General features: G+C 38.4%; 14 protein-coding genes. 1 reads left to right on the top strand and 13 read right to left on the bottom strand.

Annotation, left to right across the window (positions count from 1 at the left end):
* Positions 1-45: 45 nt before the first annotated feature.
* The 10 genes from EI546_RS10575 to EI546_RS10620 all read right to left on the bottom strand — a co-directional run bounded on the left by EI546_RS10575 (position 46) and on the right by EI546_RS10620 (position 7,838).
* Positions 46-627 carry a HutD family protein gene (locus tag EI546_RS10575; RefSeq protein ID WP_128250511.1) on the bottom strand — a complete coding sequence of 194 codons (582 nt, stop codon included), beginning with the start codon at positions 625-627 and terminating at the stop codon, positions 46-48.
* Between the two features lie 73 nt (positions 628-700).
* Positions 701-1,207, bottom strand: coding sequence for a DUF2480 family protein (locus tag EI546_RS10580; RefSeq protein WP_128250512.1), 507 nt, complete (start codon positions 1,205-1,207; stop codon positions 701-703).
* 99 nt (positions 1,208-1,306) lie between these two features.
* Positions 1,307-1,630 carry a DUF59 domain-containing protein gene (locus EI546_RS10585; protein WP_128250513.1) on the bottom strand — a complete coding sequence of 108 codons (324 nt, stop codon included), beginning with the start codon at positions 1,628-1,630 and terminating at the stop codon, positions 1,307-1,309.
* A 4-nt stretch (positions 1,631-1,634) separates the two neighbouring features.
* The gene (locus EI546_RS10590) at positions 1,635-2,060 is read right to left on the bottom strand and encodes a SufE family protein (RefSeq protein ID WP_128250514.1); all 426 of its coding nucleotides are present in this window, start codon (positions 2,058-2,060) and stop codon (positions 1,635-1,637) included.
* Between the two features lie 82 nt (positions 2,061-2,142).
* Positions 2,143-3,360 carry an aminotransferase class V-fold PLP-dependent enzyme gene (locus tag EI546_RS10595; protein WP_128250515.1) on the bottom strand — a complete coding sequence of 406 codons (1,218 nt, stop codon included), beginning with the start codon at positions 3,358-3,360 and terminating at the stop codon, positions 2,143-2,145.
* An 88-nt stretch (positions 3,361-3,448) separates the two neighbouring features.
* Positions 3,449-4,762: a Fe-S cluster assembly protein SufD gene (sufD, locus tag EI546_RS10600; protein ID WP_128250516.1), complete on the bottom strand. Its 1,314-nt coding sequence runs from the start codon at positions 4,760-4,762 to the stop codon at positions 3,449-3,451.
* A 78-nt stretch (positions 4,763-4,840) separates the two neighbouring features.
* Positions 4,841-5,590, bottom strand: a complete 750-nt coding sequence (gene sufC, locus EI546_RS10605; RefSeq protein ID WP_128250517.1) for a Fe-S cluster assembly ATPase SufC — start codon at positions 5,588-5,590, stop codon at positions 4,841-4,843.
* 2 nt (positions 5,591-5,592) lie between these two features.
* Positions 5,593-5,997 (bottom strand): hypothetical protein, encoded by a 405-nt coding sequence (locus EI546_RS10610; protein ID WP_128250518.1) that lies wholly within the window; start codon positions 5,995-5,997, stop codon positions 5,593-5,595.
* Between the two features lie 29 nt (positions 5,998-6,026).
* Complete coding sequence (gene sufB / locus EI546_RS10615) at positions 6,027-7,472, bottom strand: Fe-S cluster assembly protein SufB (RefSeq protein WP_128250519.1); 1,446 nt, start codon at positions 7,470-7,472, stop codon at positions 6,027-6,029.
* 36 nt (positions 7,473-7,508) lie between these two features.
* The gene (locus tag EI546_RS10620; protein WP_128250520.1) at positions 7,509-7,838 is read right to left on the bottom strand and encodes a HesB/IscA family protein; all 330 of its coding nucleotides are present in this window, start codon (positions 7,836-7,838) and stop codon (positions 7,509-7,511) included.
* A gap of 442 nt (positions 7,839-8,280) precedes the next feature.
* Between EI546_RS10620 and thiL the strand changes: the two genes are divergently transcribed.
* Positions 8,281-9,339: a thiamine-phosphate kinase gene (gene thiL / locus EI546_RS10625; RefSeq protein WP_128250521.1), complete on the top strand. Its 1,059-nt coding sequence runs from the start codon at positions 8,281-8,283 to the stop codon at positions 9,337-9,339.
* Between the two features lie 169 nt (positions 9,340-9,508).
* Here the strand turns inward: thiL and EI546_RS10630 are convergent, their stop codons facing one another.
* From EI546_RS10630 to EI546_RS10640, 3 genes are all read right to left on the bottom strand, one after another.
* Complete coding sequence (locus EI546_RS10630; protein ID WP_128250522.1) at positions 9,509-10,279, bottom strand: alpha/beta fold hydrolase; 771 nt, start codon at positions 10,277-10,279, stop codon at positions 9,509-9,511.
* A 72-nt stretch (positions 10,280-10,351) separates the two neighbouring features.
* Entirely contained in the window at positions 10,352-11,644 is a 1,293-nt protein-coding gene (locus EI546_RS10635) for an aminopeptidase P family protein (protein WP_128250523.1), read from the bottom strand.
* A 301-nt stretch (positions 11,645-11,945) separates the two neighbouring features.
* Positions 11,946-13,481: a glycine--tRNA ligase gene (locus EI546_RS10640; RefSeq protein ID WP_128250524.1), complete on the bottom strand. Its 1,536-nt coding sequence runs from the start codon at positions 13,479-13,481 to the stop codon at positions 11,946-11,948.
* Positions 13,482-13,599: the final 118 nt, after the last annotated feature.

Below are 13,599 nucleotides of genomic sequence, written 5' to 3' on the forward strand. Positions count from 1 at the left end.
ATAGAAGGATTGTAAGTTTTGACCAATTCATTTATAAAGGGAAGGCTACTCAATAATTCTGGATAAGAGAATATAAGCACCCTTATCCGATTGAATCTTAATTTGGGCAGTGAGATTGGTTTTAATAATTAAAACCTCATTGGATTCAAGCATTACAGCTTCCTCTTCAAAGGTGATTTTGAATGTATTGTTATAGGAATAGAGAACATTTATCCCATAACTAAGGGATGTCCAGATTTCTTTTTCTTTGCCTACAAATAAACACTTCAGTTCACCTTCGGCCCCATTAGCCAACATAAGATTGAAATCTCTTACTTTACCATAGCTCTTGGTCTCGATACTCCCATCAAATTCATAAATCTGAAATGGTTTTAAATCCGTAAAAGTTTTTCCATCGTGCGAAAGGCGCAGGTTTCCATCCAAAGGAGTAAGAAAACGATTGATTTTATCCAGTTTGGTGAAATTTGATTCTTCCAATTCAACTGTCGCAGAGCTTATACGAGCTTGAAAATCTCTTTTGTTAAAGGAGGAACCCTCGGGATAAATATATAGTTGGGTAGTCTCCCCACCAGACCAGAGGGAGATGGTAAAATCCGAATCGCTTAGCTTTTTAATTGAATTTTTCATTTTCCATTATCGCTAGTCCAATCCTAAATTTAAGAATCCTCAATGAAGTAAAGAGAATATAAGACGCGAACTTCTACTTTCTTTTAAACAGCGGAACCGAAGAACAAGCTTCGCCATACATTATGCTTTTTGCCACAGGGTGAAGTTTTTGAGCAAGAAGAACATACGCATTCTGGGGGATCGGTTTATGCGCACAACCTTTTATTATTATCGGTTTATCGGTGTATTCTGAAAGATCAATATTCTGGAGGATTTCTGCATAGAGAATGCTTTCCATATCCTCCAAACTACCAACCGTTACCTTTTTTGCAAAGGGTGATAAATGAAGCGAGAGCAACAAATACGCCCACCCCGGAACAATGGCATCGGTACCGCAATGTAAGGCAACGTAACAATCTGAATATCGGGACCAATCGTGAGAGTTGGCTTTTTCTCTAAAAACCCTTTCGCGCAAAACGATGCCTTCAAATAACCAATCTGAAATATCAAAAAGCACCCTTTCACCTTTGGGATAAAAATCTTCTAGATCAAAGGTGACCAATTTACTATTCGCTACGCGATTTATTATTTCTCCAGACATGATAAAAAGCTTTTACTGTGGATACCTATTTGCCCCGATCCGCCCTAAGACAGATCGGGATGGTAAGGGATTTTTTACCTGAGGAGTAATTTATAGCGACTACAACATTCCTAGTTCCAACTTGGCGACGTCGCTCATTAGTTCTTGGGTCCAAGGAGGATCAAAAGTGATTTCCACTTCCGCATCTTTGATCATAGAAAAAGATTTTACTTTATCTTCTACTTCCAAAGGCAAGCTTTCGGCCACAGGACAGTTTGGAGAAGTTAAGGTCATTAAAATCTTAACCTCGCGATCTTCATTGATAAAAACATCATAGATCAATCCTAGCTCATAAATATCTACAGGGATTTCAGGGTCATATATTGTTTTTAATATTTCAACTATCTTCTCGCCGAGCTCGGCCATATTTATTTCTGGTTCCATTTAATTAAGAATTAAGTTTAGTTTGGAATGCCATCGCATCCAGTTTCATTTGTTTTATCATTGAGACAAGGCCGTTGGCCCTTGTAGGCGAAAGATGTTCCTTAAGCCCTATTTCTTCGATAAATTTTGTATCCGACTTTAAGATTTCCTGTGGCGTTTGCCCAGAAAATACCCTAACTAAAATCGCTACTATGCCCTTGGTAATAATTGCATCACTGTCTGCAGTGTAAATAACTTTTCCATCCTTTAGTTCAGAATGTAACCACACTTGGCTTTGACAACCATTAATAAGCCGATCTTTTGTTTTGTATTTAGGATCAATAAGATCAAGAGATTTACCCAGTTCAATCATATATTCGTACCGCTGCATCCAGTCGTCGAACATAGAAAATTCATCTATCAATTCATCTTGTATTTCCTCTATGGTCATAAATATTTTAATTTTTTGTAATAATTTTGGTGTCTAGGCAGGAAAGCCCTTCTGGTAATTGTTTCGTTTAAAAGAAATTACCTTAACTCAACATCATTTTAGCTTTCTTAACCGCTGAAACCAAGGAATCCACTTCTTCCATCGTATTGTAAAAAGCAAATGAAGCCCGCACAGTTCCTGGAATGTTATAAAAATCCATTATGGGTTGTGTACAGTGATGGCCAGTTCTTACTGCAATTCCCAGCTTATCGACTATACTACCAATATCGTAGGGATGAATCCCCTCGATATTGAAAGATACAACCGAAGTCTTGTCCGGTCCTGTGCCGTAAATTTTTAATCCTTCGATTTTCAATAATTCCTGGGTGGCATAATCTAGAAGGTTATCCTCATATTCCTTAATAGCCTCAAAACCTATTTCATTTAAATAATCAATGGCAGCACCAAAAGCAATGCCTCCACTAATATTGGGTGTTCCCGCTTCAAATTTAAAAGGGAGTCCTGCATAGGTGGTTTTTTCAAAAGTTACCTGATCTATCATATCGCCACCACCTTGGTAAGGAGGTAATTTGTTGCCCCACTCCTCTTTCATATAAAGAATCCCGATTCCGGTTGGTCCACACATTTTATGGGCAGAGGTTACATAGAAATCGACATCCAATTCTTGAAGATCGGGTTTAATATGCGAACAGGATTGCGCCCCATCCACAAGAACAGCGGCCCCAACTTTGTGAGCATGGTCGATAATTTTTGCAATGGGATTGATAGTACCTAAAGCGTTTGAAACATGGTTTACGAAAACCATTTTTGTTTTTTCCGAAAGTAGTTTTTCATATTCTGAAAAAATCAGCACACCTTCCTCACTCATCGGAATCACTTTCAGAATTGCTCCTGTTCGTTCACAAAGCATCTGCCAAGGCACTATATTGGAATGGTGCTCCATTGCAGAAACAATGATCTCATCTCCCTTTTTAAGTACCGTGGAAAAAACTTGTGCCACCAAATTTATCCCGTGGGTTGTTCCTGGAGTAAAAAGGATTTCATAAGGTTCTTTAGCATTAAAATGCTTTTGGATTTTTTGTCTCGCTGATTCATATGCATCCGTAGCTTCCTGTGAAAGTGTATGCACGCCACGGTGGATATTCGCATTGTAATTACTATAGTAATCAACAATACAATCTATTACCTGCTGTGGTTTTTGCGATGTTGCAGCGTTATCCAAATACACCAATGGATATCCATTTACCCTTCTTGAAAGGATTGGAAAATCACTGCGTATTTTTTGGATGTTGAAGGACATTTTGAATTTTTATGAGTGAGAGTTTGAAGAATGGAATATTACCACGAATTCACGAATTTGTATATATTCGTGAATTCGTGGTGAGCTCTTATAGTTCAAATCCTAAAGCAACTCCAATCTTATTGGCGATCAATTTATTGATCCGCATTTTAAGTTCAGGAATTTTTACACTTTCCAAAACGGTATTGGCAAAGGCATACATCAAGAGAGCTTGACCTTCCTTAACTCCAATTCCGCGACTACGAAGGTAAAAGAGTGCTTCTTCATCCAATTGACCAACGGTACAACCATGTGAGCATTTTACATCATCAGCAAAAATTTCCAATTGGGGTTTTGCATTGATTGTAGCCTTGTCATCAATAAGAATATTATTGTTCTGTTGAAAAGCATCAATTTTTTGGGCAATCTTATCTACCAAGATTTTCCCATTAAAAATACCTGTAGAATTTTCTGCAAACAAGCCTTTGTAATCCTGATGACTTTCGCAATTAGGAGCTTTATGATGAACTAAGGTATTATGATCTACGTGTTGTTTTCCTTCAATAATAGTTACCCCCTTTAATGTGGAATCGCATCGTTCTCCTTTTTGATAAAAGTTAAGATTGTTTCGTACAAGTTCTCCGCCGAAGGAAAAAGTATGCACGTGACAGATACTCTGGCTCTCTTGTGAGATATAGGTATTGTCAATCAATGAGGAGGTAACGGTATCATTCTGTATCTTATAGTAATCTACATAGGCGCGTTTCTCGGCAAATATTTCAGTAACCGCATTTGTCAGCACTTTATTTTCGGAAAGGCTTTGGTGCCGCTCAATAATTTGAACATGTGCATTCTCTCCAACTACAATAAGATTCCGTGGCTGAAGAAACATGGCTGCCTCGTTTCCTGTTGAGAAATTGATAATCTCAATAGGTTTTTTCACTTCCTTATGAGCGGGAATATTGATATAGGCTCCATCTCGTGTAAAAGCAGTATTCAGTGAGGTAATGCCATCCTTTCCCGCTATCTTATCAAAGTATGCTTCGATAACCGGCTGATATTTACTCTTAGAAAGCGCTGCGGACATTAAACACACGTCCACATCGTCATGAGTGGTTTCGGAAAGGAACGAGCTGTAAACGCCATCCACAAAAACAAGTTTATAAGTATCGATCTCGTGCAGAAAATAAGAACGTACTTTTTTCCATTCCACATTTTTCTCCTTATGGGAGATGATGCTGTAATCTGGTTTCAACACTTGATTAAGTGAAGTATATTTCCAGGCTTCCTCCTTTTTGGAAGGAAATCCCTTATCCTCAAAAATTTTAATGGCCTTGTTCCGCACATCGTGAATGGGCGAATCGAACTCCAAATAATCCTCAAGGGCGATGTATGATGTTAATAATTTATCTTTAAAACTCATTTTTTTCAATTCAGAATTCAGAATTCAGAATTCAGAATTCAAACAAAGCTTGACTCCTGAACCTTGAACTTTGAATTGTTAAACCAATTCTTCCTTAATCCAATCGTATCCTCTTTCTTCTAGCTCGTAGGCAAGTTCTTTGGTCCCGGATTTTACGATTCTTCCGTTCATTAAAACATGGACGAAATCGGGTACGATGTAATCCAGTAAACGCTGATAGTGCGTAATTAAAATAACCGCATTATCCTTGTTTTTTATTTTGTTTACGCCGTTTGCAACTACTTTAAGGGCGTCAATATCCAATCCTGAATCTGTTTCGTCCAAAATGGCAAGTTTGGGCTCCAACATAGCTAATTGGAAAATTTCATTACGTTTCTTTTCTCCCCCAGAAAACCCTTCATTTAGTGATCGAGATAGAAATTTGCGATCAATTTCGAGCATATCGGCCTTCTCCTTGATCATTTTCAGCATTTCCGCAGCGGGCATATCTCCCAATTTCTTAGCCTTTCGGGATTCGTTGATCGCCGTTTTTATAAAATTGGTTACCGATACTCCTGGTATTTCTACAGGATATTGGAAGGACAAAAAGATTCCCTTATGCGCTCTTTCCTCGGGATCTAGTTCGGCAATTGAATGGTTTTCGAATAGAATATCACCTTGGCTAACTTCATATTCATCCTTGCCGGCAATAACAGATGCCAATGTACTTTTCCCTGAACCGTTGGGTCCCATTATAGCGTGTACTTCACCAGCATTTACTTTTAGATCAATACCTTGCAGAATGTCTTTTCCGTCAAGACCTGCGTATAAATTTTTAATATCTAACATAATTAACTTTTGTTTGCTTTCAATTCTACGTCAGCTTTTGTTGGGGTATCGCTGACATTTATTATTTCAGTTATAGTCAAGATTTCGTCCCAACCTTCGGTTTCTTCTGGTTTTTTATTTACTTCTCCCCGAACAATTACTGGAACCATATCGTAATCGCTCTTTTTTACTGCTTCTACTTTTTTGCCCAATTCTTTTGCCAAATCATTCATTTCAACTCCATACACATAGGACCTCCCTTTAAAAACAGAAGCATCCGGCGTGTAGATAAATTCTCCCTGGTAAGTTTCAGTTAGCGTACTGTCAACAACAGGAGTATTAGCATCAGGTTCTTCGATCTCCGCTTTATTATCTTTGCAGGAAATCAGTATTGCGGTAAATAGGAACAGTAAAAGCGTTTTTTTCATCTGGATATAGTGATTGTTTAATTTAATGATCAACCTACACTTCCTTCCAAGCTTATTTCCAGAAGTTTTTGTGCCTCTACGGCAAATTCCATTGGCAATTTGTTAAGTACGTCCTTACTAAATCCGTTAACGATAAGAGCAATCGCTTTTTCTGTGCTAATCCCGCGTTGGTTGCAATAGAAAATCTGATCTTCCCCAATTTTACTAGTTGTTGCCTCATGCTCCACCATTGCCGTTTTATTTTTAACTTCTATATAAGGGAAGGTATGCGCACCGCAATTATTACCCATTAACAGAGAATCACATTCTGAGAAGTTTCTAGCTTTATCGGCATTGGGCATAATCCGTACCAAACCACGGTAGCTATTCTGAGATTTCCCAGCGGAAATTCCTTTGGAAATAATTGTACTGCGTGTATTTTTCCCGATGTGGATCATTTTCGTTCCAGTATCGGCTTGTTGAAAGTCATTTGTAACGGCCACAGAGTAAAACTCACCGATAGAATTGTCACCTTTTAGAATGCAACTCGGATATTTCCAGGTAACCGCACTTCCGGTTTCCACTTGTGTCCAGGAGATCTTTGCGTTCTTTTCACAAATGCCACGTTTGGTAACGAAGTTGAAAACCCCACCTTTACCTTCTTTATCACCAGGATACCAGTTTTGAACAGTAGAATATTTTATCTCCGCATCGTCCATAGCGATAAGTTCGACCACAGCGGCGTGAAGTTGATTTTCATCGCGACTTGGAGCTGTACAACCTTCAAGATAGCTTACATAACTACCTTCATCGGCAATTAAAAGGGTTCTTTCGAATTGACCGGTTCCTCCTTGATTGATTCGGAAATAGGTAGAAAGTTCCATTGGGCACTTAACTCCTTTTGGAAGGTAACAGAAAGAGCCATCACTAAAAACGGCGCTGTTCAAGGCCGCATAAAAATTGTCTCTAGGTGGTACCACTGTTCCAATGTATTTTCTTACCAATTCCGGATGCTCTCTAATCGCTTCTGAAATTGAACAGAAAATAATCCCTTTTTCATTTAGACTTTTCTTGAAAGAAGTTGCGACAGAAACCGAGTCAATAACGACGTCCACGGCAACTCCGGTAAGTCTTTTCTGCTCGTCAATGGAAATTCCCAATTTTTTAAAAGTGTCCAGTAACTCTGGATCAACTTCATCCAGACTACCATACTTTGGTTTTTTGGCTGGAGCAGAATAATAAGAAATACTCTGGAAATCAGGTTTTTCATAATTCACATTCGCCCATTCGGGTTCTTCCATTGTTTGCCAGTAGCGGAATGCCTCCAAACGCCATTCAGTCATCCATTCGGGCTCTTCCTTCCTTTTTGAGATGGCGCGCACTACGTCCTCATTCAATCCAGGTGCAAACGTATCTGATTCTATATCGGTAAAGAAACCATACTCATATTCCTTGGTTTCCAATTCTTTTTTTAAATCGTCTTCTGTATACTTCATGATTTTAAACTAGTTGTGTCGTTAAATTCTACATCGTTAAAGAGAAAAAGATTCACCACAGCCACAGGTACGGTTGGCATTTGGATTTTGAAAAACAAAACCCTTTCCATTTAGTCCACCGCTATACTCGAGTGTAGTCCCCACCAAATACAGGAAACTCTTTTTGTCCACGGCAATTTTTACTCCAATATCTTCAAACAATTTATCGTTGTCACCCAATTGCTTGTCGAAATTAAGCTCATAGCTAAGTCCTGAACAACCTCCACTCTTTACGCCCACACGTACGAAATCTCGTGAAATTTCGAATCCGTCCTCCGCCATTAGCTGGGCTATACGGGATTTTGCATTTTCACTAACCTTTATCATAATATAGACTAATTCTAAATTAGAGCACAAATATACACTAAATAGAACTTTTATCCACGCCAGACAAAAACATAAAAACTATGGTAGAATAGGTTTTAACAATAGTTCGTTCTATTCTATTTGAGATCATCCGAGCAACCGAAATTTTTAAATTTCATTAGAAATTCCCTTAGCTAAACAGCATGCTAAAACATACGAACCTGAAATTCGTTTATAAAATTCTATTCTCCAATTAAAAACACCATTTACAAAGGACTTTATTTAAGCTTTATGCAACCTTAGACCCCAAAGGTCTCAGAGATCTTTGGGGTTTTTCCGTCAGGATGTTCAGAATAAGTCCATCTTATCTCTGAATGAGAAATAACTATAATTGAGGCAGCTACGCCTTTCATTTATTTAAGCCGATACCGTACTTTTGCAGTAAAATTGAAAATGAATTACAATGTTTGAAAATAAAGACAACGCAACCAATAGCATCGAGAATTACGGTGAATTCGGACTTATTGACCACTTGACCAAAAACTTCACCATAAAACAAAAATCCACAATCAAGGGAATTGGGGATGATGCGGCAGTAATTGCATGTGATTCCAAAAAACAACTGGTGGTTACTACAGACCTTTTGCTCGAACATGTTCATTTCGATTTAAGCTATATGCCGTTAAAGCATTTGGGATATAAGGCAGTTGTGGTCAATCTTTCGGATGTGTATGCCATGAACGCCGAGCCTACGCAAATTACCGTGTCAATTGCTGTTTCCAATCGTTTTCCTGTTGAAGCTTTAGAAGAGTTGTATGCAGGAATAATGGCTGCATCCAAGTTTTATAATGTTGACGTGGTGGGAGGAGATACTACCTCTTCGACAACAGGTTTATTGATCAGTATTACCGCTCTTGGAATGGTGGATAAAAAGAAAGCCGTTTTAAGAAGTGGAGCGGGAATAAACGATCTTCTTGTGGTAACGGGTGATTTGGGAGCCGCTTATATGGGGCTTCAAGTGCTGGAAAGAGAAAAGCAGGTTTTTTTGGTAAATCCAAAGTCTCAACCCGACTTGGAACCGTATTCTTATTTGGTAGAACGCCAATTAAAACCCGAGGCACGAAAAGATATTAAGCAACTGCTAAAAGATCTTGACGTAACACCAACTTCAATGATTGATATTAGCGACGGACTTTCTTCAGAGATTATTCATATATGTAAAAACTCAAAAGTGGGTTGCAATCTTTATGAGGATAAAATTCCGTTGGATCCCCAAGTGATTACCACTTGCGAAGAATTCAATTTAGATAGCACTACTATTGCCCTCAATGGTGGCGAGGATTATGAGTTGTTATTTACAATAAAGATGGAAGATTTCGATAAGGTTAAGGGAAATCCACATCTCTCAATTATAGGTCATATAACCAAGGAAGATGAGGGAATCCACTTAATTACCCGAGCAAACACCAAAATACCGCTTATTGCAAGAGGATGGAATGCATTGAAAAAAGAAGAAGAATAGCTTAAAAATAAACCATCCTATACTGAAGTACAGGGATTTTGGAAGCGAAATTGAAGATCTCTCTCGTCAATATACTAACCACATAATTTTTTATACCATATTTCGTGGTAAACCAAGAAAATTGATTTTATAACATCGCTAAAGTTCTGCGAAAAATTTAGCATCCATCTTATAAAATCGAAAGCAAAAATTCTCTTACGGAAGGAAAGTTTTCAATAAGACTTAAATGTCCGCCTGAAACTACTATCGAATTCACATCACATTCCTCCGCCAGTTTTAGGCTATCATCCACTGGAATAATAGGATCATCTTCGGCAAGAAACATATATTTTTCTCTGGGAAAGGATTTTAGCACGTCCGTTCGGTCTTTTCTATCTCTCATTCCTTTTAATGCCGCTTTCACTCCTTCCACAGGAAAAGTAAGAGCCAGATTATAGGCATCTTCAATTTCTTTTGAAAATTTTTCTCGGGAAGTTTCACCTGCCCAATTGACGATTGCCATTCTAACAAAAGCCTCTGGATTTTTGTCGACTAATTTCACTGCTCTATCCCGAATATCCTTTCTCTCTTCCGAATCTGAAATGGGTGTAGAATTTAAAAGAACGAGTTTTTCTATTTTCATAGGAAACAAGTCTGCAAAAGCCATGCTTACATATCCGCCCATAGAATGCCCAACAAATGAAGCCTTTTTCACCTGAAGATGCTCAAATACTTCATTGACAACTTCCGCCAATAATTCCATAGAATGGATTTCCGAAATTACACCGCTTTCTCCCAATCCGGGAAAATCAAGCGTAATTACCTGTCTGTCTTGCGATAGCTCAGGAATAAGGGTAGCCCACATTGCGGAACTTTCCAAAAAGCCGTGAAGAAGCACAACCGCCGGTCCCTTACCAACTGAATTGTAATAAATATTGGTATTCTTAAAATTTAAAATCATTTCTTCGACAATTTTATACCCTTTTAGTCTCGATTCCTGGTTCTTGAAGTGAAACAGTTCTGCTTCTCTTTTTTACTTGTTCATCACCTCCTCAATTTCATCCACTTCAATCGGAATATTCCGCATTAAGTTGAAAGGTTCTCCTTTTTTCTGAATAACAACGTCATCTTCCAAACGGATTCCGAAACCTTCTTCAGGAATATAGATTCCCGGTTCCACGGTAAAAACCATATTTTCTTTCATCGGTTCCCAAAGGATTCCGTAGTCATGAGTATCAAGTCCCATATTATGACTGGTTCCGTGCATAAAATATTTTTTATATGCCGGCCAATTGCGATCTTCGTTCTTTACATCAGCTTTATCTAATAATTTGAGGTCCAATAGAGCCTTGGTCATCAATTTCCCCACTTCCACGTGATAGTCTTTCCAAATAGTACCTGGTACCAACATTTTGGTCGCATCGTTTTTCACCTTTAAAACGGCATTATAAACTTCCTTTTGTCGCTTACTAAATTTACCGTTCACCGGAATTGTACGGGTCATATCACTTGAATAATTGGCATATTCCGCGCCCACATCCAGGAGAATTAAATCCCCGTCTTTACATTGCTTGTTGTTTTCAATATAATGCAGCACATTGGCATTATTACCACTGGCGATAATTGGAGTATAAGCAAATCCTTTGGATCGATTCCGAATGAATTCGTGTATAAATTCGGCTTCAATTTCATATTCCCAAACTCCCGGTTTTACAAAATCCAATATCCTTCTAAACCCTTTTTCGGTTATATCACAAGCCTTTTGAATAAGATCCAATTCAATTTTATCTTTAACGGAACGCAATCTCTGCAAAATAGGATTGCTTCGCTCCCAATTATGTGCGGGAAATTTTTCTTTGGTTTTTTTGATAAACCGATCTTCGCGGGTTTCGGTTTCCACACTTTGTCGGTAATGCTCATTTGTATTGAAGTAAATGCATTCTGCCTGCGTCATTACCTCAAAGAAAATACTGTCAAATTCCGTCAACCAATAAACTGATTTGATTCCACTAACCTCAAAAGCCTTTTCCTTGGTCAATTTTGCGCCTTCCCAAACTGCAATGTGATCATTGGTTTCGCGTACAAATAGCATTTCACGATGATCCTTATCTGGCGCATCCGGAAAGAGCACCAAAATACTTTCCTCCTGGTCCACCCCGCTTAAATAAAATATGTCCCTAGATTGCTCAAAGGGCATAGTGCTGTCTGCACTAATAGGATAAATATCGTTACTGTTGAAAACCGCCAAGCTCTTGGGCCTCATTTGTGCCATAAAGTTTTTTCGGTTTTTTATAAAGAGTTTATTGGAAATTAGATCGTATTTCATAGTCTATTCTTTTTGCAGGTTAAAACTTGGAAAAGGTTTGGGGAATCGACAAAACTATTGATCATTTTCTTACAATAGTGATATTCATATTCTTCCTTTAAGAAACTTCTGTATTCTTCCAAAATTAAATATTTCGGTAGGAACAAAGAATGAATATCGCTTAAATCTATATTTATAGACGAGAATAGCAGACGATTTTGAAGGTATGCAACAAAAAAAGAGGATAACTTGAATCCCCTTTTTTACTTAATGAATTAATGACCTAAAACCCTTCTAATTTTCCATTACGGATTGAAAAGTTTTAGGAAAGCCAAGTCTTATACGAAATAGCTTCTTTAATTTGTTTTGAAACCTCATCCTTGGAAATCCGTTCTTGCTGCATGGAATCACGATATCTTATCGTCACTGTATTATCTTCTAAAGATTGATGGTCCACTGTTATACAAAAAGGAGTTCCGGCAGCATCCTGACGTCTGTAACGCCGACCCACTGCATCCTTTTCATCATAAATAACATTGAGATCCCATTGAAGATCCTCAATAATCTGTTGTGCCATTTCGGGCAGACCATCTCTTTTAATCAGCGGCAAAACGGCGGCTTTTACCGGCGCTAGGATAGCTGGAATCTTTAAAACCGTACGGGTACTTCCATCTTCTAAAGTTTCATCTTGAAGTGAATTTGATAATACAGCTAAAAACATTCTATCTAGACCAATAGAGGTCTCTACTACATAAGGAACGTAACTTTCATTGAGTTCAGGATCGAAAAACTGAAGCTTTTTTCCTGAAAATTTCTCGTGTGCTTTTAAATCAAAATCAGTTCTGGAGTGAATTCCTTCCAATTCCTTAAATCCGAAAGGGAAATTAAATTCGATATCGGTAGCAGCATTGGCATAATGCGCAAGTTTATCGTGGTCGTGAAAGCGATAGTTTTCTTCACCCATGCCAAGGGAAAGATGCCACTTTAAGCGCATTTCCTTCCAGTATTCATACCATTTCAATTCTTCTCCCGGCCGTACAAAAAATTGCATTTCCATTTGTTCAAATTCACGCATTCTGAATATAAACTGTCTGGCTACGATTTCATTCCTAAATGCCTTTCCTGTCTGTGCAATTCCGAAAGGAATCTTCATACGGCCGCTCTTCTGAACATTTAGAAAGTTCACAAAGATACCTTGAGCGGTTTCAGGACGAAGGTAAAGATCCATCGCATTCTCTGCGGAAGCTCCCAACTTGGTACCGAACATAAGGTTGAATTGGCGCACTTCTGTCCAATTTTTGGAACCAGTATCTGGATCGGCAATTCCAAGCTCCTCAATAAGGGCTTTTACATCTGCCAAATCCTCCTTTTCCAAGGAATTTGCCATTCGTTCCAAAACAGTGCGCTGTTCCTGTAGATATCCTACAACGCGTGGATTTGTGGTAATATATTCCTGCTCGTCAAACTTTTCTCCAAATCGTTTTTTGGCTTTTTCGATTTCCTTTTGGGCTTTTTGAAAAAGTTTTTCAGCATATTCCTCTATAAGAACATCTGCACGGTACCTTTTTTTGGAATCTTTGTTGTCAATTAATGGATCATTAAAGGCATCTACGTGACCCGACGCTTTCCAAGTAGTTGGGTGCATTAGAATTGCAGAATCGAGACCTACAATATTTTGGTGCATATACACCATGCTGCGCCACCAGTATTCACGAATGTTTTTTTTGAGCTCCACCCCATTTTGGGCGTAATCATAGACCGCACTTAAACCGTCGTAAATTTCGCTGGAAGCAAATATATAACCGTACTCCCTAGCGTGGGAGACCACTTTTCTAAATTGATCGTCGTTGTTTGCCATAGTCGGCAAAAATATGAAAAGAACCCCAACTCCCAAAGAGGCTTTTAACAATAAAAGTAAAACCCCAAAAGCTCAATTTGGCCTTTGGGGTTTTACTCTTTAATATTGTTCCTATCCA

This window comes from Aequorivita sp. H23M31, from assembly GCF_004022485.1.
In the GTDB taxonomy this organism is placed as follows: domain Bacteria; phylum Bacteroidota; class Bacteroidia; order Flavobacteriales; family Flavobacteriaceae; genus Aequorivita; species Aequorivita ciconiae.

Excerpts from the sequence above, each read along its gene's own strand:
- EI546_RS10575 (WP_128250511.1), bottom strand. The coding sequence starts at position 627 with ATGAAAAATTCAATTAAAAAGCTAAGCGATTCGGATTTTACCATCTCC.
- EI546_RS10580 (WP_128250512.1), bottom strand. The coding sequence starts at position 1,207 with ATGTCTGGAGAAATAATAAATCGCGTAGCGAATAGTAAATTGGTCACC.
- EI546_RS10585 (WP_128250513.1), bottom strand. The coding sequence starts at position 1,630 with ATGGAACCAGAAATAAATATGGCCGAGCTCGGCGAGAAGATAGTTGAA.
- EI546_RS10590 (WP_128250514.1), bottom strand. The coding sequence starts at position 2,060 with ATGACCATAGAGGAAATACAAGATGAATTGATAGATGAATTTTCTATG.
- EI546_RS10595 (WP_128250515.1), bottom strand. The coding sequence starts at position 3,360 with ATGTCCTTCAACATCCAAAAAATACGCAGTGATTTTCCAATCCTTTCA.
- sufD (WP_128250516.1), bottom strand. The coding sequence starts at position 4,762 with ATGAGTTTTAAAGATAAATTATTAACATCATACATCGCCCTTGAGGAT.
- sufC (WP_128250517.1), bottom strand. The coding sequence starts at position 5,590 with ATGTTAGATATTAAAAATTTATACGCAGGTCTTGACGGAAAAGACATT.
- EI546_RS10610 (WP_128250518.1), bottom strand. The coding sequence starts at position 5,997 with ATGAAAAAAACGCTTTTACTGTTCCTATTTACCGCAATACTGATTTCC.
- sufB (WP_128250519.1), bottom strand. The coding sequence starts at position 7,472 with ATGAAGTATACAGAAGACGATTTAAAAAAAGAATTGGAAACCAAGGAA.
- EI546_RS10620 (WP_128250520.1), bottom strand. The coding sequence starts at position 7,838 with ATGATAAAGGTTAGTGAAAATGCAAAATCCCGTATAGCCCAGCTAATG.
- thiL (WP_128250521.1), top strand. The coding sequence starts at position 8,281 with ATGTTTGAAAATAAAGACAACGCAACCAATAGCATCGAGAATTACGGT.
- EI546_RS10630 (WP_128250522.1), bottom strand. The coding sequence starts at position 10,279 with ATGATTTTAAATTTTAAGAATACCAATATTTATTACAATTCAGTTGGT.
- EI546_RS10635 (WP_128250523.1), bottom strand. The coding sequence starts at position 11,644 with ATGAAATACGATCTAATTTCCAATAAACTCTTTATAAAAAACCGAAAA.
- EI546_RS10640 (WP_128250524.1), bottom strand. The coding sequence starts at position 13,481 with ATGGCAAACAACGACGATCAATTTAGAAAAGTGGTCTCCCACGCTAGG.